The 21,796-nt window shown below is 73.0% G+C and carries 22 protein-coding genes; 7 read left to right on the top strand and 15 right to left on the bottom strand.

All coding sequences use genetic code 11. From position 1 onward, the window contains the following. Positions 1-197 precede the first annotated feature (197 nt). Both ACIRSS_RS34615 and ACIRSS_RS34610 read right to left on the bottom strand, forming a co-directional pair. Complete coding sequence (locus ACIRSS_RS34615; protein WP_400904003.1) at positions 198-2,717, bottom strand: ABC transporter permease; 2,520 nt, start codon at positions 2,715-2,717, stop codon at positions 198-200. Between the two features lie 2 nt (positions 2,718-2,719). Then, on the bottom strand, positions 2,720-3,454 hold the full coding sequence (locus tag ACIRSS_RS34610; protein ID WP_400902446.1) for an ABC transporter ATP-binding protein: 735 nt from the start codon (positions 3,452-3,454) through the stop codon (positions 2,720-2,722). 125 nt (positions 3,455-3,579) lie between these two features. On the opposite strand from ACIRSS_RS34610, the gene ACIRSS_RS34605 reads away from it, so the two are divergent. The 3 genes from ACIRSS_RS34605 (at position 3,580) to ACIRSS_RS34595 (ending at position 5,692) form a co-directional block, all read left to right on the top strand. Beyond that, on the top strand, positions 3,580-4,779 hold the full coding sequence (locus ACIRSS_RS34605) for a sensor histidine kinase (protein ID WP_400902444.1): 1,200 nt from the start codon (positions 3,580-3,582) through the stop codon (positions 4,777-4,779). Then, complete coding sequence (locus tag ACIRSS_RS34600) at positions 4,767-5,423, top strand: response regulator (RefSeq protein WP_372669369.1); 657 nt, start codon at positions 4,767-4,769, stop codon at positions 5,421-5,423. Before ACIRSS_RS34605 ends, ACIRSS_RS34600 begins: the two co-directional genes overlap by 13 nt. 71 nt (positions 5,424-5,494) lie before the next feature. Beyond that, entirely contained in the window at positions 5,495-5,692 is a 198-nt protein-coding gene (locus ACIRSS_RS34595) for a hypothetical protein (RefSeq protein ID WP_400902442.1), read from the top strand. Here the strand turns inward: ACIRSS_RS34595 and ACIRSS_RS34590 are convergent. Further along, positions 5,658-6,704: an MFS transporter gene (locus ACIRSS_RS34590; RefSeq protein WP_400902439.1), complete on the bottom strand. Its 1,047-nt coding sequence runs from the start codon at positions 6,702-6,704 to the stop codon at positions 5,658-5,660. The genes ACIRSS_RS34595 and ACIRSS_RS34590 overlap by 35 nt on opposite strands. A gap of 160 nt (positions 6,705-6,864) precedes the next feature. Between ACIRSS_RS34590 and ACIRSS_RS34585 the strand changes: the two genes are divergently transcribed. Next, on the top strand, positions 6,865-7,272 hold the full coding sequence (locus ACIRSS_RS34585; RefSeq protein WP_400902437.1) for a hypothetical protein: 408 nt from the start codon (positions 6,865-6,867) through the stop codon (positions 7,270-7,272). Here ACIRSS_RS34585 and ACIRSS_RS34580 read toward each other — a convergent pair whose 3' ends face one another. From ACIRSS_RS34580 to ACIRSS_RS34545, 8 genes are all read right to left on the bottom strand, one after another. Then, positions 7,273-8,217 (bottom strand): GlxA family transcriptional regulator, encoded by a 945-nt coding sequence (locus tag ACIRSS_RS34580; protein ID WP_400902434.1) that lies wholly within the window; start codon positions 8,215-8,217, stop codon positions 7,273-7,275. Between the two features lie 21 nt (positions 8,218-8,238). Continuing rightward, positions 8,239-8,805, bottom strand: a complete 567-nt coding sequence (locus ACIRSS_RS34575; protein WP_400902431.1) for a TetR/AcrR family transcriptional regulator — start codon at positions 8,803-8,805, stop codon at positions 8,239-8,241. A gap of 60 nt (positions 8,806-8,865) precedes the next feature. Then, the gene (locus ACIRSS_RS34570) at positions 8,866-10,179 is read right to left on the bottom strand and encodes an ABC transporter substrate-binding protein (RefSeq protein WP_400902428.1); all 1,314 of its coding nucleotides are present in this window, start codon (positions 10,177-10,179) and stop codon (positions 8,866-8,868) included. Continuing rightward, positions 10,166-11,236 (bottom strand): branched-chain amino acid ABC transporter permease, encoded by a 1,071-nt coding sequence (locus tag ACIRSS_RS34565; protein WP_400902426.1) that lies wholly within the window; start codon positions 11,234-11,236, stop codon positions 10,166-10,168. The genes ACIRSS_RS34570 and ACIRSS_RS34565 overlap by 14 nt, the downstream gene beginning before the upstream one ends. Beyond that, positions 11,233-12,084, bottom strand: a complete 852-nt coding sequence (locus ACIRSS_RS34560; protein ID WP_400902423.1) for a branched-chain amino acid ABC transporter permease — start codon at positions 12,082-12,084, stop codon at positions 11,233-11,235. The genes ACIRSS_RS34565 and ACIRSS_RS34560 overlap by 4 nt, the downstream gene beginning before the upstream one ends. Before the next feature lie 28 nt (positions 12,085-12,112). Further along, positions 12,113-12,820 carry an ABC transporter ATP-binding protein gene (locus ACIRSS_RS34555; RefSeq protein ID WP_400902421.1) on the bottom strand — a complete coding sequence of 236 codons (708 nt, stop codon included), beginning with the start codon at positions 12,818-12,820 and terminating at the stop codon, positions 12,113-12,115. Continuing rightward, a complete protein-coding gene (locus tag ACIRSS_RS34550; RefSeq protein WP_400902418.1) occupies positions 12,813-13,604 on the bottom strand; it encodes an ABC transporter ATP-binding protein in 792 nt (263 codons plus the stop codon). The genes ACIRSS_RS34555 and ACIRSS_RS34550 overlap by 8 nt, the downstream gene beginning before the upstream one ends. A gap of 162 nt (positions 13,605-13,766) precedes the next feature. After that, entirely contained in the window at positions 13,767-14,738 is a 972-nt protein-coding gene (locus tag ACIRSS_RS34545; protein ID WP_400902415.1) for an ABC transporter substrate-binding protein, read from the bottom strand. A gap of 340 nt (positions 14,739-15,078) precedes the next feature. On the opposite strand from ACIRSS_RS34545, the gene ACIRSS_RS34540 reads away from it, so the two are divergent. Beyond that, complete coding sequence (locus tag ACIRSS_RS34540; protein ID WP_400902412.1) at positions 15,079-15,990, top strand: Kelch repeat-containing protein; 912 nt, start codon at positions 15,079-15,081, stop codon at positions 15,988-15,990. 4 nt (positions 15,991-15,994) lie between these two features. Here ACIRSS_RS34540 and ACIRSS_RS34535 read toward each other — a convergent pair whose 3' ends face one another. From ACIRSS_RS34535 to ACIRSS_RS34525, 3 genes are all read right to left on the bottom strand, one after another. Beyond that, positions 15,995-16,258 (bottom strand): hypothetical protein, encoded by a 264-nt coding sequence (locus ACIRSS_RS34535; protein ID WP_400902409.1) that lies wholly within the window; start codon positions 16,256-16,258, stop codon positions 15,995-15,997. Positions 16,259-16,269: 11 nt separating this feature from the next. Further along, positions 16,270-16,599: a hypothetical protein gene (locus tag ACIRSS_RS34530; RefSeq protein WP_400902406.1), complete on the bottom strand. Its 330-nt coding sequence runs from the start codon at positions 16,597-16,599 to the stop codon at positions 16,270-16,272. 120 nt (positions 16,600-16,719) lie between these two features. After that, a complete protein-coding gene (locus ACIRSS_RS34525; RefSeq protein ID WP_400902404.1) occupies positions 16,720-17,664 on the bottom strand; it encodes a methyltransferase in 945 nt (314 codons plus the stop codon). Positions 17,665-17,837: 173 nt separating this feature from the next. Between ACIRSS_RS34525 and ACIRSS_RS34520 the strand changes: the two genes are divergently transcribed. Continuing rightward, positions 17,838-18,011, top strand: a complete 174-nt coding sequence (locus tag ACIRSS_RS34520; protein WP_400902401.1) for a hypothetical protein — start codon at positions 17,838-17,840, stop codon at positions 18,009-18,011. Here the strand turns inward: ACIRSS_RS34520 and ACIRSS_RS34515 are convergent. Continuing rightward, a complete protein-coding gene (locus ACIRSS_RS34515; RefSeq protein WP_400902399.1) occupies positions 17,960-18,574 on the bottom strand; it encodes a thioesterase II family protein in 615 nt (204 codons plus the stop codon). The genes ACIRSS_RS34520 and ACIRSS_RS34515 overlap by 52 nt on opposite strands. A gap of 85 nt (positions 18,575-18,659) precedes the next feature. On the opposite strand from ACIRSS_RS34515, the gene ACIRSS_RS34510 reads away from it, so the two are divergent. Further along, complete coding sequence (locus ACIRSS_RS34510) at positions 18,660-21,743, top strand: BTAD domain-containing putative transcriptional regulator (protein ID WP_400902396.1); 3,084 nt, start codon at positions 18,660-18,662, stop codon at positions 21,741-21,743. The last annotated feature ends 53 nt before the right edge of the window (positions 21,744-21,796 follow it).

The following is a 21,796-nucleotide window of genomic DNA, read 5'->3' as shown; positions in this document are numbered from 1 at the left end:
CTGGACACCGCCGGCCGGCTCGTGTTTCCGCAGCTGCCTCGTTCGCCCGGCATCTACCGGCTCGTCCTGCGCGGCGCACCAGGCCAGGACCGTCCGCGGGTCTACGTCGGCGAGACGCAGAACTTGTCCCGCCGGACCGGGAACTGCCCTGAACCGCCGGTGGCGGGTGGTGCCCCCTCGGCACCACCCGCCACCACCTACTCCCGCAACCCGATCGCATCGATCGGCCGCGCCCGAAGCGCCACGAACGTCGACAGCCCCATCGCCAAGAAGCCCAGTACCGCCGCGCCGCCGATGATTCCGAAGTAGACACTCAACGGACCCGACGGCACTGGGCTCCCCCGCAGCCCCACATTGAGCAACGCCAACGGCACCAAAGCGACCACAGTCCCCACCACCACAGCGATCCCCACCGTGACCAAAGCCTCGAGGCGCATCATGTGCGTCACCTGGCGACGGGTCGTCCCCACCAGCCGGAGCAATGCGAACTCCCGCGACCGCTGGGCCGTCGTCAGCACCAGCGTGTTGGCCACCGAAATCGCCAGGTACCCGACGATCACCCCCGCCGCTACCAGGTTCAGGTAGAACTGGGCCTGCCCGTCGCCGCCCGAAGGGGTCGACAAAGCCGTAGCCACCGTCAAGCCCGGGTACGGCAGCGAACGCAATGCCGCGGCCACCGACGCGGGGTCCGCGTCAGGCGAACGTCGGACCAGCACCGAATCGTCCAATCGCCCGCCATTGTGCTGACGCGCCAACGAAACCGGCAACACGAAGTCGCCGAATGCCTTGTCGTGCGTATAAGTCGCCACCAGACGAAGCTTCGCCGGGACGCCGTCGCCGAAGTAGAACGTCACCTCGTCGCCCAGCTTCTTGTTCTGCCAGCCGGCCTCCGATCGGCTCAACGCCACCGTGTCGCCCGTCAAATCCGCGAGCCGCCCGGAGTCGACGCCCAGTTCCAACACCCCTTGCGAAGAACCGAGCCCCTGCGCCGGCGTGCGCTGGACTTCCGTGCTGTCACCGACCGTCGACACCGTCAGCACCGACGTGCGGACCACCGGCGTCGCCGTGGCCACGCCCGGCAACCGCGCGGCCGCTGCGGCGACCTCCGGCGAAACGCCCGCCGGGCCGCTCAGCACGTAGTCCGCGGTGGTCGACGCCGCGGTCTCCGAAGCGGCGGCCGCCGTCGCGGACGTCGGGCCGTAGAACATCGCCAGCGCGAACGCGATCGCCAGCATCAACGGCGTCGCCGCCGCGGCCAGGCGCCGCGTGCCCGCCGAAGCGTTCGCCCCCGCCAGGTAGCCGCTGATCCGCCACAGCCGCGCCAGCAGCGGGCTCAGGAACCGCACCGCCAGCCCGGTCACCTGCGGCCCCACCACGGCCAGCCCGATGACGATCACCAGCGTCGACATCGACGACACCGCCGTCGCGACGTCGCCGCGCAGGAACAGCGGCACCAGCGCGCCGGCGAACCCGGCCAGCACCAGGCTCCAGCCGGTGATCGCCCGCCCGCGGCCGAGCTGACGACGTTCGACCGCCGCCTCGCCGAGCGCCTCGACCGGCCGGATCGACGACGGCCGCCGCGAGGCCGCCCACGCCGCCAGCCGGGCCGCGCCCAGCCCGAGCAGCACCGCGGCCAGCGACGGCAGCGGGCTGATCGCCAGGCCGAAGTCGGCCGGGATCACGCCGATCGCGGCGAACGCGTCGCGCAGCCCGGACGCGACCGCCAGGCCCAGCGCGCCGCCGAGGACGCCGGCGACGAGCGCGACGATCGTCGTCTCCAGGCCGATGAGCTTGCGGATCTGCCGCGGTGTCGCCGCGACCGCGCGCAGCAGCGCGAACTCCCGGCGCCGCTGGTTGATCGTCAACGCGAGCGTGCTGGCCACCACGAACACCGCCACGAGCAGGGCGAACCCGCCGAACGAGCCGGCGATGGCGAGCAGCAGCGTCCGCGTCTGGCTGACGTCGAGGAACTCGATCGTGCTGCGCTCGACGCCGGTGGTGACCTCGGCGTCCCCGGCGACGGCGCCGATCCGCTGGGCGAGTGTTTCCGGGGCCACACCGGGTTCGGCCAGGACGCCGATCGCGTGGGCCTGGCCGGGGCGAGCGGCCAGTTCCGCGGCCCGGGCCGGCGTGAAGAACAGCGCCGACTGCCGTGACAGCGCGTCCACGATCCCGCTCACGCGGAACTCGACCGGCACGGACCGGGTCATGATCCGCACCTGCCCGTCGACGCCGACACCGGCCTGCCGCGCCAGATCGGCGTCGAGCACGACTTCGTCCGGCGCCCCGGGCGCCCGGCCCGCGCTCAGCCGGAACGGCGCCAGCACGGCCGCGTCCCAGTTGTGGCCCAGCGACTGCGGGCCGCCGAGGACCTCCCCGGAGGCCGTGACGACCTGCGCCGGGAAGCTCTGCTCCGCCACCGCCGAACGCACGCCGGGCACCGAAGCGATCCGCCCGGCCAGTTCCGAAGGCACCGACGGCTGCTCGCCGACCTGCTCGAACGTCAGCGCGTCGGCGCCCGGCGGGTGCACGGTCTGGGCGCCGCCGACGACGACGGCCGCGGCGGCGTAGCGCTGGGTGGGGACGCCGGCACGCAGGCCGGACTCCATGAGGACTCCGCAACCCGCGACCAGCGCGGTGCCGCAGAGGATCGCGACGAAGGCGCCGGTGAACCCGCCGAGCCTGGTGCGGATGGTCTGCCACGCGAGGGTCAGCACGGTCACCACTCCCCGAGGTGCGTCATGCGCTCCGCCACCCGCTCGGGGGTGGGGTGCGGGAGGTGCCCGGCCAGCTTGCCGTCGGCCAGGAAGAGCACGCCGTGCGCGGCCGACGCCGCGACCGGGTCGTGGGTCACCATCAGGACGGTCTGCCCCATCCCGTCGACGACGGCGCGGAGCAGGTCGAGCACCTGCCGCGCGGTGCGGGTGTCGAGCGCGCCGGTCGGCTCGTCGGCCAGCACGACGTCGGGCCGGGCGATGAGCGCCCGCGCGATCGCGACGCGCTGCTGCTGCCCGCCGGACAGCTCCGCCGGGCGGTGCTCCAGCCGCTTGGCCATGCCGACGCCTTCGACGATCTCGCGCAGCCACTGCGGGTCGGGCTTGGCGCCGGCCAGCCGCATCGGCAGCGTGATGTTCTGCAGCACGTTCAGCGACGGCAGCAGGTTGTAGGCCTGGAACACGAACCCGACGCGGGTGCGACGCAGCCGCGTCAGCTCGTTCTCCTTCAGCCGCCCGATCTCGGTGCCACCGAGCACCACCTTCCCCGACGTCGGCCGGTCCAGGCCGGCCGCGCAGTGCAGGAAGGTGCTCTTGCCCGAGCCCGACGGGCCCATCACCGCGGTGAACGTCCCCCGCGGCACGTTCGCCGTCACGCCGTCGAGCGCGGTGACGGCGCCGTCGCCGGAGCCGTACACCTTCCGCACCCCGGCCAGTTCCAGCGCGTTCCCTGTGGTCATTTTCCGGTCCCCTTCGTGGTCTACCGGGAAAACTAGGTCCGCGACCAGCGGCGATCGATCCCGTGGAGAGGTGGATCGGGGGTAGCGCCAGCACCACCACGGCGGTGGGGTGGGACACTGTCGGCGTGACGACCCGCCTGCGCGAGTGCTGGTCGGCGGCTCGTTACCTCGTGGTCGGCGCCGGCACGTCGCTGCTGTCGATCCTGGCCCTCGCCGGGCTCTTCGCCGTCCTGTTGCTCTGCCCGTTCGGCGTCGGCATCCCGTCGCTGGCCCCCGCGATCAAGCTGGCGCGGTGGCCGGTCGGGGTCGACCGGCGCCGGGCCGCGCGCCGGCTCGGCGAGGCCATCCCCGAGCCCTACCGCGACGGCTCCCCGCTGAAGGACCCGGCGACCCGCCGCGACCTCGCATGGCTCGCGATCCACGCGGCGACCGGCCTGGTGCTGGGCAGCCTGGCGATCGGCCTGCCGCTCGGGGCGGTCCAGCAGGTCGTCACGGTCCTGATCTGGCCGGCGGTGCCCGGCGGGATCGAGGGCTCGCTCGGCATCGTGGTGAACTCGTGGCCGAGCGCGGGGCTGGACTTCCTGGTCGCCGTCGGCATGGCCGCGGCGACGCTCCTGCTGCCGCGGGCCGCGCGCTGGCAGGCCCGCACCGCGCAAAAGCTGCTCCGGCCGGCCCCGGGCGTCGTGCTGGCCGACCGGGTCGCCGAACTGACCGCGACGCGGGCGGCCGCGCTGGAGGCGCACGGCGCCGAGCTGCGCCGCATCGAGCGTGACCTGCACGACGGCACCCAGGCCCGGATCGCCGCGGTCGTCCTGCAGCTCGGCATCGCCGGCCAGCTCTACGACCGCGACCCCACCACGGCCCGCGACCTGCTGGTCAAGGCCCAGGACACCGCGACCGACGCGCTGGCCGAGCTGCGGACCGTCGTGCGCAGCATCTACCCGCCGCTGCTGAGCGAGCGCGGCCTCGCCGGGGCGGTGCGCGCGCTCGCCGAGCACTGCCCGGTGCCGACGGCCGTCACCGTCGAGTACGAGACCGGCCGCCCGGCCGCGGTCGAGGCCGCGGCGTACTTCGTCGTCGCCGAGATGCTCGCGAACGTCACCAAGCACGCCGAAGCGTCCACTGTGGACATCACGCTCGGCGGCACGGCTTCCCTGCTGACCCTGGAGATCCGGGACGACGGCCGCGGCGGCGCCGACGAGCGGCGCGGCAGCGGGCTCGCCGGGATCCGGCGCCGCGCCGAGGCCTTCGACGGAACCCTCACCCTGACCAGCCCACCCGGTGGGCCGACCGTGCTGCGAGTGGAGCTGCCATGCGGGTCGTGATCGCCGAGGACGACGCCTTGCTGCGCGAAGGGCTCGCGCTGCTGCTGAAGACCGCGGGCATCGAGGTCGCCGCCACGTTCGACAACGCCGAGGGCTTCCTCGAGTTCGTCGAAGGCGACCGGCCGGACGCCGTCGTGATGGACGTCCGGATGCCGCCGACCCACCGCGACGAGGGCCTGCGCGCGGCCGTGCGCGCCCGCGAGATCCACCCCGGGCTGCCGGTGCTGGTGCTGTCGGCGCACGTCGAGACGAGCTACGCGGTCGAACTGCTCGCCGACGGCGTCGGCGCGGTCGGCTACCTGCTCAAGGAGCGCGTCGGCAAGGTCGAACGGTTCCTGGACGCGCTCGAGCGGGTCGCGAAGGGCGGCACGGCGATGGACCCGGAGGTCATCGGCCAGCTGATGTCCCGCCGTCGCGCGAAAGACCCCCTCGAAGCGTTGACCGCGCGGGAGCGCGAGGTGCTGGCGCTGATGGCCGAGGGCTACAACAACGGCACGATCGCCGAGCTGCTCGTCGTCAGCGACGGCGCGGTGCTCAAGCACATCCGCAACATCTTCGCCAAACTCGGCCTGCCGTCCGACGAGGGCGGCGGGCACCGCCGGGTGCTGGCGGTGCTCGCCTACCTCGGCCGGGACGCGGGGTAGCGCTGGCGCTACCCCGGATCCGGGTGCCGACGGGATCGTTGGTCGAACAGCGCGTTCGTAGTGTTCGTGGCATGACGAACACCAACGCACCCACCCGCACCGCCGCCCCCGTCGTCCTCTGGGCGGTCCTCGTGATCAGCGCCGCCGTCAACGCCGGTGGTTCCGTCACGGGACTCGACTTCACGCTCCGGATGATCGCCGGCGGAATCGCGCTCGCCGCGACCGCCGGCCTGATCACCTACTACGTCCGCCGACGGCGACAGCGGTGAACACCGCGGCGACCCAGAACGGGTTCAGCGTGCCGGCGAGGATCGGGCCCACCGTCGCGCCGACGTTGAGCGCGGCGGTCGCGTAGGAGCCCGCCATGGTCGGGGCGCCGGTGGCTTCACGCAGGATCCGGGTGATCACCGTGCCGCCGACCGCGAAGGCCAGCGCACCCTGCGGAAACGCGAGGAACACGAGCGCCGCCGGAACCAGGGCGAGCACGACCCAGCCCCCGAGCAGCAGCGCCCCGCCGAAGGCGACGACCCGGCCGGGCCACCGGTCCGCGAGCCGACCCGCCGCGGTGATGCCGGCGAAGCACCCGGCACCGAAGAGGCCCAGCACCACCGGCGCGGGCGCGGCACCTTCGCTCAGCGGCGCCAAGTAGGTGAAGACGCCGAAGGTGGCGGCGTTGACCAGCGCCGCCCGGAGCAGCACCGGGGCGAGCGGGCGGAGTTCGGCGAACTCGGTCCGCAGGTCGGCCACCCCGCCGGCGGGGGTGTCGGGAACGCGCGACACCGCGGCGACGGCGGGCAGGCACAGCGCGGCGACGGTCCAGGAGGCCGTGGGCCAGCCGAGCAGCGCCCCGCCGGGGATGCCCGCGGCGCAGGCCAAGGTCGTCCCGCCGAGGAGGACGGCGAGCGCGCGGCCGGTGCGGTCCGGCGGCACGAGCGAGGTGGCCGCGGTCAGCGCGACGGCGAGAAACCCGGCATTGGCGAGCGCGGCGACCACCCGCGTCCCGAGCAGGACGCCGAAGGACGACGTCAGGCCCCCGACGACGTGCGCGGCGACGAAGAGGGCGAGGAAGGTTCGCAGCGCGGTCCGGCGCCGCCAGCGCCGGGCGACGGCGGCCATGAACGGCGCGCCGACGACCATCCCGGCGGCGAAGGCGGAGGTGAGGTACCCGGCTCGCGCGAGGGAGACGTCCAGCGCGGCGGCGACGCCGGGGACGAGCCCGGCGAGCATGAATTCGGACGTGCCCACGGCGAACACGCCGAGGGCGAGGAAGTAGAGGGACACAGCGAAACTCCAGGGATCACGAAGGCAAGGGACGCTTTCGTGGTCACCCGGGAGCCCGGGAAGGCGGGGAGTTACCGGGCTGCCGGAGTGACCGGCAGCCCCGCCCTGGACGCTTCGGGGCTCGACATGGGGCCGACCCTACCGGTTACGGTGAGCCGTGGTGGAACTCGAGGAGCTGGCGGAGACGGTCGCGCGGCTGGACGCCACCGGAGGCAAGCCGCGCGAAGAAGCGCAGGACGTGCTGCGCGCACTGCTCCGGCACTACGACCGCGGCGACGACGAGGTCCGGACCGCCATCCGCGCGTTGTTCGACCGGTACCCGAAGTTCAGCTGGGCCGCCGACCTCCCCCGAGCGAGCTTCCGCACCCGGCTCCTGCACCTGTCGGCCCGCGACCACGGCCGCGACACCCGCGACGAGATCCTGACGCTGAACGATCTCTGCGCCCAGGCGCGCGCGGCGGACGTGGACATCAGGCCGCTCCTGCGCGAAGTCGCCGAACTCTCCAGCACGGTGGACAAGTACGGCATGGGCTCGATGCGCGACCTCCTGCTCCGCGCGGCGGAGTAGTCACCCCACCGAAGCCCGGAAGCTCGTCCGGTAGGCCTGCGGGCTCGTCCCCACCACCCGCTTGAACCGCTCCCGGAACGCGCCCGGCGAGCCGAACCCGACCAGCCCGGCGATGCGGTCCACCGGCTCGCCCGTCGACTCCAGCAGGTGCTGCGCCCGCCGGACGCGGACCCTCAGCAGCCACTGCAGCGGTGTCGTTCCCGTCTGCTCGCGGAACCTGCGGTTCAACGTGCGCGTGCTCATCCCCACCTGGGCCGCCACCCCTGACAGTGTCAGCTCCGACGCGCAGTTCTCCTCCAGCCACGCCAGCACCGGCTCCAGCTCCGACCCGCGGGGCGTCGGCGGCGGGTCCTGCGCGATGAACTGGGACTGGCCGCCCTCGCGCTCCAGCGGCATCACCGACAGACGCGCCGCCGAAGCCGCCACCGCCGAGCCGTGGTCGCGGCGGATCAGGTGCAGGCACAGGTCCAGGCCCGCCGCCGCGCCCGCCGAGCTCAGGATCTGCCCGTTGTCCACGTACAGCACGTCGGGATCCACCTCGACCGCCGGGAACGACCGCGCCAGCTCGGGCGCCGCCGCCCAGTGGGTCGTCGCGCGCAGGCCGTCCAGCAACCCCGTCTCGGCCAGCACGAACGCTCCCGAGCAGATCGACGCGATCCGCGCTCCCCGCGCGGCCGCCGAGCGCAACGCCGAGATCACCGAAGCCGGCAGCGGCGGGTTCGCGGAACGACCCGGCACGATGATCGTCTCGGCGTCAGCCAGCCCCGACAGGTCCCACGGCGGCCGCAACGTGAACATGCCCGCGTCCAGCTCCCGCGCGGGACCGCAGATCCGGACCTCGTACGCCGGCCGGCCGCGCAGGAGCGTCCGCGAGAAGACCTCGATGGGTGTCGCCAGGTCGAACGGGACGACCTGGTCGAGCGCGAGGACCGCCACGATGTGCATGCCCCCACGATAGATCGTCCACTATGGACGGAGGCTGCGCAGCATCAGGTTCGCGAAGTGCTCGCCCACCTGCTCCCCCGACAGCTCGCCGTCGGCGTGGTACCACATGCCGAGCCGGTGGATGGCGCCGAAGTGGTAGTTGATCACCAGGTCGGCGGGCACGTCGGCGCGGAACACCCCCGCCCGCTGCCCCTCGGCGACCAGGTCCCGCACGCGCTCGTGGTAGGTGCGCCGCTCGGCCCGCACCTGGACCTGCTTGGACTTCTCCAGCAGCGGGAACGACTGGAAGAACACCGTCGCCGCGTCGAGGTCGGCGATGCTCGTCACGACGACGTCGGCGACGATCGCGTGCAGCCGCTCCGGCAGCGGCAGGTCCGACTCGGCGATCGTCACCATCCGGCGCGTCTGCATCCGCAGCATCGCCGTGTAGATCTCGAAGAGCAGGTCGTCCTTGGACTCGAAGTAGTGGTACAGCCCGCCTTTGGTGACGCCGGCCTCTTCGACGATCTCGCGGACCGTCGTGGCCTCGAAGCCCTTCTCGGCGAACAGGCGCACCGCCGCCCGCACGACCTTCTCCCGCACGTTCATGTCGCCACCCTATGTGAGCGGGCGGGCCGGCCCGCGCGGCGCCGCGAGTCGGCCCGGTCCTCACTTGCCCAGCAGGTTCACCTGCTCCGGAGTGGCGCGTTCACCGGTGTACGGCGTGATCGCCCCGGTGCCCCGGTCGGTGACCGACGGTGGCTGGATCACCGTCGTCGTGGTGTCCGGGTTGATCTTGAACACGTACGCGCCGGTGTAGCCGGCGTGCGAGTCCTTCGAGAACCCGAACGGCGTCAGCCCCGGCCCCTTCAGGGCGCCCGAGGTCATGGCGTCGACGATCTTCTGCCGCGTCGGGTCCGGCCCGGCGGCCTTGAGCGCCTGCGCGAACGTGTAGGCCTGCACCATCCCGTAGAACAGCGTGTTGGTCAGCGGCTCCTTCGGGATGTACTTGTCGTGGATGCCCTTGAAGTAGGCGACCCACGGGTCGGACGTCTGCGCGACGTCGGGCAGGTAGCCGGTGCCGATCAGCCCGTTCAGCAGCTGCGCGCTCGACACGCTGGCGCCGCCGCGCTTGGCGAAGTCCTGCAGCAGCCCGGACAGCGTCGCCGGGTCCGCGCCGATGCTGCTGACGACGAACTGCGGCCGGTAGCCGATCTTCGCCGCGGCCAGGATCGACAGCGCGGTGAACGCCGGGATGCACTCGCAGACGACGACCTCGGCGCCCGCGGCCTTCAGCGCGGACAGCTGCGGCGTGACGTCGGTGTTGGCGCTGTCGTAGCCCTGCCGGACGACGGTCTGGTCCTTGACGAACTGGTCGAGCCCGGCCTGGGTGTCGCGGCCGACGTCGTCGTTCTGCGTGAAGTACCCGATCTTCTTGCCCGCGAAGGTGTCCTTGATGTACTTGCCCTGGATCTTGCCCTCGCGGGTGTAGTCGACCTGGTAGCCGAAGGTCATCGGCGCCTTCTGCGGGTTGTCCCACGCGAGCGCGCCCGACGACACCAGCAGGTCCGGCACGCCTTCGGTGTTGAGGTAGTCGACGACCTTCGAGTGCGTCGGCGTCCCGAGGCCGCCGACGATCGCGAACACCTTGTCCTGCAGCACGAGCTTCTTGACGACCTCGACGGTCTTCGTCGGGTTGTACCCGTCGTCCTCGACCTTGTAGTCGATCTTGCGGCCGTTGATCCCGCCGCCGTCGTTGATCGCCTGGTACACCGCGCGGGCGCCGACGGAGATCTTGCTGTACCCGGGCGCGGCCGGGCCGGTCAGCGGCTGGTGCGTGCCGATGGTGACGGTGTCCTTCGTGACGCCGACTGCCGAGTCCGCGGCCTGGGTGCCACCGGTGCCGGTTTCCCCCGCACCCCCGCACGCGGTGAGCGCCAGGGCGAGAGCGAGGAAACCCGCGCCGTACCTAGTGGTTCTCATGGTTCTCCTTCTTTTCGGCGGGTCGACGGAGAAGTTGGCGCAGCTTCTGGAAACCGCCCTGGATACCGCGGGGGAAGGCGAGCACGACGACGATGAGGATCACGCCGTACACCGCCAGCGGGAGGTTGTTGGCCACGTCGGTGTTCAGGTGCAGGACGTCGGCGAGGTCCTCGGACCAGGCCTGGAAGTAGACGAGCGCGACCGCGCCCCACAGCGCGCCCCACAGCGACCCGAGCCCACCCAGCACGACCGCGGCCAGCAGGCTCAGCGACAGCGCGGGCGTGAACGAGCCGGGCGCGGCGGTGCCGAGCAGGAACGCCTGCAGGCCACCGGCGAGCCCGCCGCACACCGCGCTGATGAGGAACGCGAGGATCTTCGTGCGCCCGACGGCGATCCCGCTCAGCGACGCGGCGACCTCGTCGTCGCGCACCGCGCGGAAGTTCCGGCCGAGCTTGCCGCGCACGACGTTCACCACGAGCACCAGCGCGATGAGCACGCTGAGCCAGACGATCCAGGTCTGCCAGCGCAGCTCCGGGACCGCCACGCCGGACGGTCTGCTGTGGACGGTGAAGCTCAACCCGTTGCTGCCACCGAGGAAGTCCTGGAAGCGGCGGGTCAACGCGGGGAGCCCGACGGCCAGCGCGAGCGTCGCCCCGGCGAGGTACGGGCCGCGCAGCCGGGCCGCGGCGGCCCCGGCCAGCAGCCCGGCGAGCCCGCCGGCGGCCGAGGCGAGCAGCAGGTCGGCCCACAGCGGGAACGACGGCACGTGCTTCACCAGCAGGGCGACCGTGTACGCGCCGATGAACATGAACGCGCCGTGGCCCAGCGAAACCTGGCCGGTCAGGCCGGTCAGCAGGGTCAGCCCGGCCACCGCGACCAGGTAGTAGCCGATGGTCGCGATCCGCAGGTTGGTGAACTCGTCGGTGACCAGGGTCAGCGCGACGACGGCGGCGAACGCGGCCAGCGCGGCGAGGCTGTGGCGCAGCAGCGGCGGCAGCGCCCGCTTCTTCGCGGACGTCTCCACGCGGGTTTCCGGAAGACTCGTGCGCACCGTCATACCCGCCTCACCTTCGCCCGGCCGAACAACCCGCTGGGCCGCACGATCAGCACGACGACGAGGATCGCCAGCGCCGCGATCGTCACCATCTCCGGTCCCAGGTAGCCGGAGACGTAGGACAGTCCGACGCCGAGCACGAACCCGCCGGCGATGGTGCCCAAGGGGTTGTCGAGGCCGCCGAGCACCGCCGCGGTGAGGGCGTAGACGAAGACGCCGTCCAGGACGTTCGGGAAGAGGAACGGCGGGGTGGCGAGCAGCCCGGCCAGCGAGCCGACCGCCGCGGCCAGCCCCCAGCCGACGGTGAGCATCAGCCCGACCCGCACGCCGAGCGTGCGGGCGACGTCCGGGGCGAACGCGGCCGCCCGCATCCGCAGGCCCAGCGGCGTGTACTTGAACACGACCAGCACGAGCGCGGCGATGGCGAGCACCACCAGCACCACGAAGAGGTCGTTGGCGGAGAACCGGCCGCGGAAGTCGAAGGCGTACGGGAACGCCAGCGGCTCGTTGGACCAGATCATGCCCGCGATCGCCTGCAGCACCAGCAGAAGCCCGAGCGTGACGATGATCGAGCTCAGCTCGGAGCGGTGCCGCAGCGGCCGGATCAGCAGCCGTTCGGTGGCGACGCCCAGCGCGGTCCCGGCCACGATCGCGACGGCGAAACCGAGCCAGTAGCTGCCCGTCGCCTTCGTCACCGAGTACGCGAGGTACGTCGAAATCAGGGCGAGGGCGGGCTGCGCGAAGTTCACCACCCGGGTGGCCCGGTAGATGATGACCAGCGCGAGCCCGAGCGCCGCGTAGACCGCGCCGGCGGAGATCCCGCCGAGGGTCAGGTCGAGGAATTCCTGCATACCGGACCGTTCTCTCCCTGGTGGTTGCTCAGAAACCGAGGTAGGCGTGGCGGAGGCCGTCGTCGGCCAGCAGCTCGGCCGCCGTGTCGACGGCGACGACCCGGCCCAGCGCCAGGACGTACCCGCGGTCGGCGATGGACAGCGCGGAGTGCGCGTTCTGCTCGACGAGCACGACGGTGAGCCCCGTCGAGGCCCGCAGGTCCCGCAGGATTCCCATGATCCGGGCGGTGATCAGCGGCGCGAGGCCGAGCGACGGTTCGTCGAGCAGCAGCAGCTCGGGCCGGCTCATCAGCGCGCGGCCGATGGCCAGCATCTGCCGCTCGCCGCCGGACAGCGTCGACGCGGGTTTCGCCGAACGTTCTTCCAGTGGCGGGAAGAGCTCGTAGACCTCCTTGCGGGCGGCCGCGCGGTCGGCGCGGTCCCGCCGCCACAGCGCGCCCAGCCGGAGGTTCTCGTCGACGGTCAGCTCGGTGATGACCCCGCCACCCTCGGGCACGTGCGCGACCCCGCCGCGCGCAATGCGGTCGGGGGCGAGCCCGGTCAGTTCCTTGCCGTCCCACGCGATCCGGCCGCCGCGCGCGGGCTGCAGGCCGCTGATCGTGCGCAGCAGCGTCGTCTTGCCGGCGCCGTTCGCGCCGAGCACGGCGGTGATCCCGCCGCGCTCGACCTCGATGCCGACGCCGTCGAGCGCGCGGACGGCGCCGTAGGCCACGGAAAGCTCGTCGATCTCAAGCACCCGGGGCCTCCTCGGCGGGGTCGCCGAGGTAGGCCTCGGCCACGCGGGGGTCGGCCTGGATCTCGGCCGGGGTGCCCGCCGCGATCACCTCGCCGAAGTTGAGCACCACGACCCGGTCGCACACCTGCATCACGAGGTCCATGTGGTGCTCGACGAGCACGACCGCCATGTGCTGCCGCAGCGACCGGATCAGCGTCGACAGCTCGGCGAGCTCGGCCGACGACAGCCCGCTCGCGGGTTCGTCGAGCAGGAGCAGGTCGGGCTCGGCCACCAGCGCCCGGGCGAGGGCGACGCGTTTTCGCACGCCGTAGGGCAGTACCCCGGGCAACCGGTCGGCGAGGTCGGCGATCCCGAGTTCGCCGAGCGTGGCGCGGGCCCGCGCGGCCAGCTCGGATTCGTCGCGCGCCGACCGGCCGGCGCCGACGAGCGCGGGGAGGACGCCGGTGCGGGCGTGGCGGCCCGCGCCGGCCATCACGTTCTCCAGCACGGTCAGCCCGGCGAACAGGCCGAGGCCCTGCAGGGTCCGGACGATCCCGAGGCCCGCCAGGTGTTCGGGGCGGTGCCGCACGAGGGGTTCCCCGCGCCAGACCACGCGGCCGGACTGCGGCCGGACGAACCCGCAGATGACGTTGAACAGCGTGGTCTTCCCGGCGCCGTTGGGCCCGATGACCCCGACGACCGTGCCGGCGTCGACGCTCAGCCGGACGTCGTGGAGCGCGGTGAGACCGCCGAACCGGACGGTGAGCCCGTCGACCACGAGCAGGTCCTCACCGAGAAGTGTCATCGTCGACTCTCCTGTCATGTCCCACTATGTGGACCAAGCCGTACCGCGCGGTCGGTATGAAGAGGGTGGAGTGCGGCGCCGGTCGTGTCAAGGCGTGAGCGCGCACGAAAAAGGGCGGGTGCGCTCTTCAGCGCACCCGCCCCGGGTCGTGTCGTGCCGGGATCAGCCCGTGCTGGCCTGCGGGGTGATCATCGAGGAGGCGTCGAGCTTCGTCTGCACGACGCCCAGCTGCTGCAGCAGGTCCGGCACGCGCTGGATGCGGCGGGCGTCCAGGGTGGACCCGAACGCCGGCATCACCATCAGGCTCGCGATGTCCTGGTCCACGTGGGCGTTGCGGACGACGAGCGGCTCGATCCGGCCCCGGTCGACCGCCGCCCGCGTCGCGTTGAGCATCGCGCGCTGGAACGCGAGCATCGTCTTCGGGTGGTCCTGGACCCACTTCCCGGTGGCGCCGAAGCCGGTGAGCGGGAACGCCTGCGTGCTGCCGCTCGCGGCGTCGATGACCGGGAACGCCCCGGCCGTCTTGGCGGCCTGGGTGAGGAACGGCTCCGGCTGGTAGGCGGCGTCGACGCGGCCCTGCGCCAGCGCGGCCCCCATCTCCGGCAGCGGCATCGGGACCCACTGCACCTTGTCGAACTCGACGCCGTGGTCGCGCATGACCGACCGGGTCAGCACGTCGGACGCGGCGTTCTTCGAGCTGATGGCGATCCGCTTGCCGTTCAGGTCCTTGACGGACTTCACGGGTGAGTTGGGCACGGTGACCAGCTCGTTGCTGCGCGGGCTGGCGGAGGTGGCGTCGCTGACCAGCTTCACGTCGGACCCGTTGTTCTTCGCCAGGAAGAACAGGGTGTAGGTCGAGAGCGCGAGGTCGTCCTGGCCGTTCGTCATGCGGGTGAGCGACTCCTGCCCGCTGGCGGCGGCGTCGGCCTGCACGTCGAGACCCTCCGCCTTGAAGTAGCCGCCCTCCTGCGCCAGCCAGAACGTGGCGAGGTCGACGGTGGCGAAGACCGCGACCCGGATCGAAGCCTTTTCGACGGCACCGCCGCCGGTCGCGGTGCGCTGGCTGCACGCGCTCACCAGTGCGAGGACCAGCGCGAGCACGGCGAACCGGCGGGTCGAGGCGCGTTTGCGCATGCCACTCCTCGGAAAAGAAACACGGGGACCACGGATTCCGGCGTCAAAGCCGTTGATCGCCGGACTGTAGATGACGATTTCCCGGACCGCAAACACGTTGCCGAGAAATACCGCACCGATGATCACCATCGGAAACAAACCAACGAGGAACGCGCACACAGCGTGATCGTTGTCCGCCATCCGGCCCAGCCCACTGCGTCGGATGATCGTCAGCGGCGTTCCTCCCGGCCGAGTCATCCGAAAACGAATAACCCGCGCCGACGCGAATAACGGAAACCGAATCCGTCGTAACAGACCGGTCGGTCACGGAGACTCTGGGCGCGGAAAAGGGGTGGAAACGATGAACGAAACCTGGAAGTACCGGCCGCCGATGCTCTCGCCCCGGTTCGCCCACGAGGTGGCGACCGTCGGGGACGACGTCTTCGTGCTCGGCGGCACCGACGGGAACGTCGCCTACAGCTCGGTGGAGACCCGCAAGCTGACGGGCAGCGGCGAGTGGCACTACGTCAGCCCGATGCCGTTCCCGCGGGGCGACCACGCGGCCGGCGTGCTGGACGGGTTCGTCTACGTCGCGGGCGGGATCGGCCCGGACGAGCGCACGACCGACGTGGTGGCGGTCTACGACCCGGCGGCCGACGCGTGGCGGGAGAGCCCGCCGCTGCCGGTCCCGCTCGGCGCGGCTTCGGCGGCCGGGCTGGGCAGGAAGCTGTACGTGGCGGGCGGCTTCGTCGGCGACAGCGATCCGGAGGAGCACGCCACGGACGCCGTGCTCGTCTTCGACCCGGCGGCGGGGCGCTGGGCGCCGGTGGCCCCGATGCTCACCCCGCGGGCCCGGTTCCGGCTCGTCGCGACCGGCACGCACCTGTACGCGCTCGGCGGGCTGCCCAGCAGGCAGCAGAACGCGCTCGACTCCGTGGAGCGGTACGACCCGGACACCGACCGCTGGGAAGCCGTCGCCCCGATGCGCAAGCGCCGCGGCGCGCCCGGCGCGGTCCGGGTGGAGGACCGGATCATCGTGGTCGGCGGCGGTCCCGCGCCGATCGAGGACCCGACCGCGCGGGACCGCACGACCGAGGTCCTCGACGTCCGCACGGGCGAATGGGTGCTGCTGAGCACCCTCCTCCCGCACGGCCGGGCGTCCGTCGTCTGCGCGGCCACCCCGGCCCACCGGGTGCTGGCGATCGGCGGCAGCGCGAACCTCTACGGCCAGCGCGTGACGGTGCCGGACGTGCTGTCGCTCAAGGTGCCGTGAGCGGTCAGCAGAACCAGCCGGCCTGGATCCAGCCGCGCTGGTTCACGTGGCCCATGGCGTAGCCCTCGGCCCAGTCACCGCTGGGCGAGTACCGCGACAGCTCGAAGTGGTCGCCGCGGTAGAGGGTGCCGATGATGACCCCGGCGGGCTGGGTGCGGACGTAGAGGTCCTGGGCGCAGATCTCGTGCACGGTCCCGGCACTGGCGGCGGGTGCGAAGGCGATCGCCGCGGCGGCGGCGAGGGTGGTGGTCAGCAGGGCGCGTTTCATCGGTTTCCCTTTCAGTTCAGGGTGAAGCAGTCGCGGAGGAGGAAGCCCCACTTGCCGGTGCCGTGCCAGAAGACATCGGCGGAGTAGTGGTCGGCGGTGATGTACCGGACGCCGATGTAGTTGCCTTCGACGAGCGTGGCGATCGGGTCGGAGTGGCCTTGGCCCGGGGTGTAGTTGCCGAAGAGGGTGGCGGTCTGGCAGGTGATGTGCGCGGCCCGGGTCGGCACCCAGGGGTCGCCGATGGTGCCGCTTCCACTTTGGACGGTCGCGTGGGCGGGCGCCGCGGTGAGGGCGGCCACCGCGACGGCGAGAACGGCCGCGGTGCGGAGGCGTTCGAGCATTTCGGTCCTTTCCGACGGAGAAAAGCGTTGTCGGGAAAGAACTACCGCTCAGGATCGGTTCGGCGGAAGACCACGGGATGACCAGGCGTGCACACTTCGGGTCCGGCTGAGCAACGGCGCCTATCCGAACCGGAACTCCAAGACCGAACGCCCGCCCGCGTCCGTCACCGACTCCAAGACCAGCCCGTGTTCCGCCGCGAGAGCCTCGAACTCCTCGACCCGCCGTTCCCGCCCGCCGAAGATGACGAGCATGGCCAGGTCCGCGTCGGTCGCCGCCTGCCGGCCACCGACCGGCTCGACGACCACGATCCGCCCGTCCGGCGCGGCCGCCTCGACGCAGCGGGCCAGGATGCGGTGGGCGTGCTCGTCGTCCCAGTCGTGCAGGATGTCGACCAGCAGGTAGGCGTCCGCTCCGGCCGGGAGCGGGTCGAAGAAGCTGCCGGCCGCCGCCGAAGCCCGGTCCCCCAGCTCGTGCGCGGCGAAGGTCGCCACGGCCATCGTGACGTCGAGGTCGACCAGCCGGCCCCGCACCGGCGGGTGGGCCGCCAGGATGCCCGCGAGCACCGTGCCCGGACCGCCGCCGATGTCGACGATCGTGGCGAACCGGCTCCAGTCGTACCCGGTCGCGAGGTGCGGGACGCCGGCCCGCAGCCGGTGCGCCATCTGCCGGTCGAACGACTCCCGCAGCGGCGGGTGCGCGGCGAGGTCGGACCAGAAGCCGCGCCCGTACCGGCGGTCGTACCCGGCCTGCCCGGTGGTGACGCTGTGCAGGAGCTCGGTGAACGCCAGCTCGGCGCGCCCGCCCGCGGTGTCCAGGTTCAGCAGGACCGTGGTCAGGCTGTCGCCGCAGAGGTTCTCGCCGAATTCCGTGGTGCGGTAGCCGGCGGCGGTCCGCTCGAAGAAACCGAGGCTGGTGAGGTGGGCCAGCAGCAGCCCGAGCGGAACCGGCGCGACGCCGAGGTCTTCGGCCAGCCGGTCGACGGCGGCGTCGGTGTCGCGCAGCCGGTCCGGCAGTCCCAAGGTCACCGCCACCCGCAAGGCCATCGGTGTCGCGAGGCTCGCCATGCGCAGAATTGTGTTCGCGTCGTCACTCCCCATGACCACGCATGGTCCCAGCCGGGCGATTCCTTCCACAAGGGACGGTCGGTGAGCGGACGGGCACCAGGAGCAAGGGGAAGCGGATTGGAAGTCCCCTCGGGCAAGATCGATCCGCATCCCGAAGCGTGAGGAGTCGAAACATGAAAGCCCGTGTTCTCCAGGCCGTCATCGGTACGGCCTTCCTGGCCGTCCTCGTCCTCGCGCCCGCCGCGCAGGCGGCCGAGACCCCGCCGCAGACCGGCCCCTCGATCGGCGTCGGTCCCTACATCGGCGACTCGCCCAAGCCCGGGACGGCCAACGCGGAAACCAGGTAGGCCGCGCGCAGGACGGCGTCGCGCAGCAGCGCGCCGCTGTCCCGCTCGCGGGCCGGGGCCAGCACGAACCCCGCGTCCGTGTGCTCGCCCCAGCCCGCCATCGCATGCGGCTCGCCGAAGCCGCGGATCGGGCACGGCAGCGGCGGCGCCACCGGCAGGTGCGCGTCGCTGGCCAGCAGGCTGACGTCCGCGCGGGCGGCCTGCTCCGGCACCGCCCGCGCGGCCCGGTCCGGCGGCGCCTGGTGCGCCACGACGAGTGCCCGCGGAACCCCCAGCCCCGCGGACACCCGCCGCTGCGCCAGCCGGTAGGCGACCAGCGCGCCCAGACCCGCGCCGAACAGCACGTGCGGGCGGGCGAGCACCCCCGCCAGCTCCGCCGCGAGCGACTCGACGAGCAGCCACATGTCCCGGTAGGGGTGCTCGGCCCGGCGCTCGCCGCGGCCGGGCAGCTCGACGACGTGCACGGCGATCCGCGGATCGCGCCAGGCGCGGTACCGGCCGGCTGCCTCCCCCGCGTCCGGGAAGCAGACGAACAGCAGCCGCTCGGCCTCGTCGGTGTCCACCCACGGCCTCCTTTTCCCTCACCCCGGGGATAGGGTCGAGGACGGCACTTCCGTTCCGCTTCGGTCGGCCTTCTGGGGGCTACTCGTGCGCTACCGCCTGCTCGGACCGGTCACGGTCCTCGGCGACGCGGGCGCCGTCCGGCCCGGGGGCCAGAAGCAGACGTCCGTGCTGGCCGCCCTCCTGCTGAACCCGAACCGCGTGGTCGGCGAAGACCGGCTGATCGACCTGACCTGGGGCGAGAACGCGCCGCCGAGCGTCCGCGGCCGGCTGCAGGTGCACATCTCGGAGCTGCGGAAGCTCCTCGGCCGCGACGCGATCGTCCGCCGCGCGCCCGGGTACGTCCTGGAGGTCGCGCCCGGCGACCGCGACCTCGACGTGTTCGACGACGAGGTCGCCCTGGCCCGGGCGACGTCCGGCCCGGCCGCCGTCACGCACCTGCGGGCCGCGCTCGCGCTGTGGGACGGCACTCCCCTCGGCGGCGTGAGCGACGCGCTGGCCGCGCACGAAGGCCCGGCGCTGGCCGAACGCCGGCTCGTCGTGCTGGAGGAGCTCTACGAGCAGGAGCTGGCTTCCGGCCGGCACGGCGAAGTCGTCGGGGAGCTGCGCCGGCTCGTCGACGAACACCCGTTCCGCGAACGGCTGCGGGCCGCGCTGATGCTCGCGCTGCACCGCTGCGGCCGCACGCCGGAAGCCCTCGAAACCTACGCGCGGGCGCACGAACTGCTCGTCGACGAGCTCGGCATCGAACCCGGCCAGGCCCTGCAGGACCTGCGGATGCGGATCCTGCGCGGCGAAGGGGAACCGGTGCCGGCCGCGACGCCGGTTGTGCCGCGGCCCGCCGAGCTGCCGCTGGACGTCCGCGGGTTCACCGGCCGGGCACCGGAACTGGCCGCGCTCGACGAGCCCGGCGACGTCTGGGTCATCACGGGCACCGCCGGTGTCGGCAAGACCGCGCTTGCTGTCCACTGGGCCCACACCGCGCGGGCGCGCTTCCCCGACGGCCAGCTGTACGTCAACCTGCGCGGCTTCGACGCCGACGACGAGCCGCTCACCCCCGCCGCCGCGCTCGCCCAGCTGCTGCGCACCCTCGGCGTCGACCTCCGGGACGTGCCGCCGGGCGTCGACGACCAGAGCAAGCTCTACCGCTCGCTGCTCGCCGACCGGCAGGCGCTGGTCGTGCTGGACAACGCCCGTGATGCCGCCCAAGTGCTGCCGCTGCTGCCGTCGTCGGGCCGGGTGCTGGTGACCAGCCGCCACCGGCTCGACGAGTTCGTCGCGCGCACCGGCGCCCGGGCGCTGGGCCTCGCGCAACTGCCCGAGGACGACTCGCGCGCGCTGCTGACCGCCCTGCTCGGCGAGCGCGCCGCCGCCGAGCCGGACGCGGCCGGCGAGCTGGCCCGGCTCTGCGGGCACCACCCGCTCGCGCTGCGGATCGCGGCGGCGAACACCGGGGTCGCGAGCCTCGGCGAGCTCGTCGAAGAGCTGCGCGGCGACCCCTTGGCCCAGCTCGGCTTCGACGGTGACGAGGAAAGCGCCGTCGCGAAGGCGTTTTCGGTGTCCTACCAGGCGTTGCCGCCGGGGCTGCGGCAGGCGTTCCGGCTGCTGGCGCTGGTGCCCGGCGCCGACTTCACGGCGATCGTCGCGGCGGCCCTGCTGGACGTCCCGGCCGAGGAGGCGGCCCGGCGGCTGCGCGGTCTGACCGCGGCGAACCTCCTGGAGGCGCACGCGCCCCGCCGCTACCGGTTCCACGACCTCGCCCGGCGCTACGCCGAGCGGTGCGTCCGAGCCGACGAAGACGACGTCGCGCGCGAAAAGGCTTGGGAGCGGCTGTTCACCGGCTACTGCGCGGCCGCGGACGCCGCCGTCGCCTTGCTGGGCGCGCGGATCGTGACGCTCCCCCGCGACGACGCCCCGGCCGCGCCGAGCCCGATCGCGTTCGCCGACGCGGCGGCGGCCGTGGCCTGGCTGGACGTCGAGGCGACGAACCTGACGGCGGCGCTGCGGCTGGCGGCGACGCGCGGGCCGTACCCCGCGGCGTGGTACCTCGCCGACGCGTTGCGGCGCTTCTTCCACGACCACGGCCGCCGCGCGGAGTGGCTGGAGCTGGCCCCGATCGTGCTGCGCGCGGCGCGCGACCACGGCGCCCAGCCGGCCGAGGCGCTCGTGCACCTGTCCGTCGGCGGCGCGTACTTCCGCGAAGGCCAGCACGAGGCGGGCATCCGGCACTCGGAGAAGGCGGTGCTGGCCAGCCGGGCGTGCGGCTGGCGGGAATGCGAGGCGACGGCGGTCGCGAACCTGGGGTCGATGCTGGAGTGGACGGGCCGGCTTTCGGAAGCGGTCGAACACAGCCGGCGCGCGATCCAGCTGTTCCGCGAACTGGGGAACCGGTCGGGTGAGGCGCTCGCGCTGAACTCGCTGAGCTGCCACTACCGCCAGCTGGGCCGGCTGGAGCAGGCCGAGGACTGCCTGTACGAGGCGGTCTCGCTGTGCCGCCGGGAGGAGCTGCGGTTCTGGGAAGCGGCCAACCTCGCCGACCTCGCGTGGGTGCTGCTGGAGACGGGCCGGTTCACCGAGGCGGCCGACGCGGCCGAGGGATCGCTGGCGGCGTTCCGCGAACTGGGCTCGAGCTTCGGCGAGGCGACGGCGTTGAACGCGTTGAGCGCGCTGCAGGGCGCGCGCGGCGATCACGCGGCGGCGGCCCGGACGGCGGAGGAAGCGTTGGACCGCGTCCGCCGCGACGGCGACCGCCAGGTGGAGGCGGCGGCGCTGATCGCCCTTGGCCGCGCTTCGGAAGCCAGCGGCGACTTGACGCTGGCGGAGCGGGTGCTCAGCGAAGCCCGCGAACTGGCGGCGGAGTCGGGGCTGCGGGGCCAGCTGGCCGAGGCTTCGGCGACGCTGGCGTGGGTACTGGCGGCGGCCGGCCGGGTCCCGGAGGCGGGCGAGCACGCGCGCGCGGCGTTGGACGCGGCCCGCGCGGGCGGCTACCGGCTGCTGGAGGCGCAGGCGTTGCTCGGGCTGGCGGCGGTCGAGGTCGCCGCGGGCCGGTCGATGCTGGCGGCGGGGACCGCGCGCGAGGCCCGGGGGCTGTACCGGTCGGTCGGGCACGTGACGGGGGAAGGACTGGCCGAGCGCTTCCTCGCGGACCTCGCCCGGCGAGCCACCGGCTGAGCCGGGGAAAGCGGTCGCGGTCTCGCCGGCCAAGCCACCGGCCGAGCCGGGAA

It is taken from the genome of Amycolatopsis sp. NPDC101161 (genome assembly GCF_044768185.1).
GTDB lineage: Bacteria > Actinomycetota > Actinomycetes > Mycobacteriales > Pseudonocardiaceae > Amycolatopsis.
The sequence above is the reverse complement of the archived record's forward strand: the minus strand, read 5'-3'. Positions and strand labels throughout refer to the sequence as shown.

Coding starts and splice junctions, on each gene's coding strand:
- ACIRSS_RS34535 (WP_400902409.1), bottom strand. CDS start 16,258: ATGAAACGCGCCCTGCTGACCACCACCCTCGCCGCCGCCGCGGCGATC.
- ACIRSS_RS34545 (WP_400902415.1), bottom strand. CDS start 14,738: ATGCGCAAACGCGCCTCGACCCGCCGGTTCGCCGTGCTCGCGCTGGTC.
- ACIRSS_RS34580 (WP_400902434.1), bottom strand. CDS start 8,217: ATGCACATCGTGGCGGTCCTCGCGCTCGACCAGGTCGTCCCGTTCGAC.
- ACIRSS_RS34560 (WP_400902423.1), bottom strand. CDS start 12,084: ATGCAGGAATTCCTCGACCTGACCCTCGGCGGGATCTCCGCCGGCGCG.
- ACIRSS_RS34570 (WP_400902428.1), bottom strand. CDS start 10,179: ATGAGAACCACTAGGTACGGCGCGGGTTTCCTCGCTCTCGCCCTGGCG.
- ACIRSS_RS34610 (WP_400902446.1), bottom strand. CDS start 3,454: ATGACCACAGGGAACGCGCTGGAACTGGCCGGGGTGCGGAAGGTGTAC.
- ACIRSS_RS34600 (WP_372669369.1), top strand. CDS start 4,767: ATGCGGGTCGTGATCGCCGAGGACGACGCCTTGCTGCGCGAAGGGCTC.
- ACIRSS_RS34540 (WP_400902412.1), top strand. CDS start 15,079: ATGAACGAAACCTGGAAGTACCGGCCGCCGATGCTCTCGCCCCGGTTC.
- ACIRSS_RS34525 (WP_400902404.1), bottom strand. CDS start 17,664: ATGGCGAGCCTCGCGACACCGATGGCCTTGCGGGTGGCGGTGACCTTG.
- ACIRSS_RS34550 (WP_400902418.1), bottom strand. CDS start 13,604: ATGACACTTCTCGGTGAGGACCTGCTCGTGGTCGACGGGCTCACCGTC.
- ACIRSS_RS34595 (WP_400902442.1), top strand. CDS start 5,495: ATGACGAACACCAACGCACCCACCCGCACCGCCGCCCCCGTCGTCCTC.
- ACIRSS_RS34565 (WP_400902426.1), bottom strand. CDS start 11,236: ATGACGGTGCGCACGAGTCTTCCGGAAACCCGCGTGGAGACGTCCGCG.
- ACIRSS_RS34575 (WP_400902431.1), bottom strand. CDS start 8,805: ATGAACGTGCGGGAGAAGGTCGTGCGGGCGGCGGTGCGCCTGTTCGCC.
- ACIRSS_RS34530 (WP_400902406.1), bottom strand. CDS start 16,599: ATGCTCGAACGCCTCCGCACCGCGGCCGTTCTCGCCGTCGCGGTGGCC.
- ACIRSS_RS34520 (WP_400902401.1), top strand. CDS start 17,838: ATGAAAGCCCGTGTTCTCCAGGCCGTCATCGGTACGGCCTTCCTGGCC.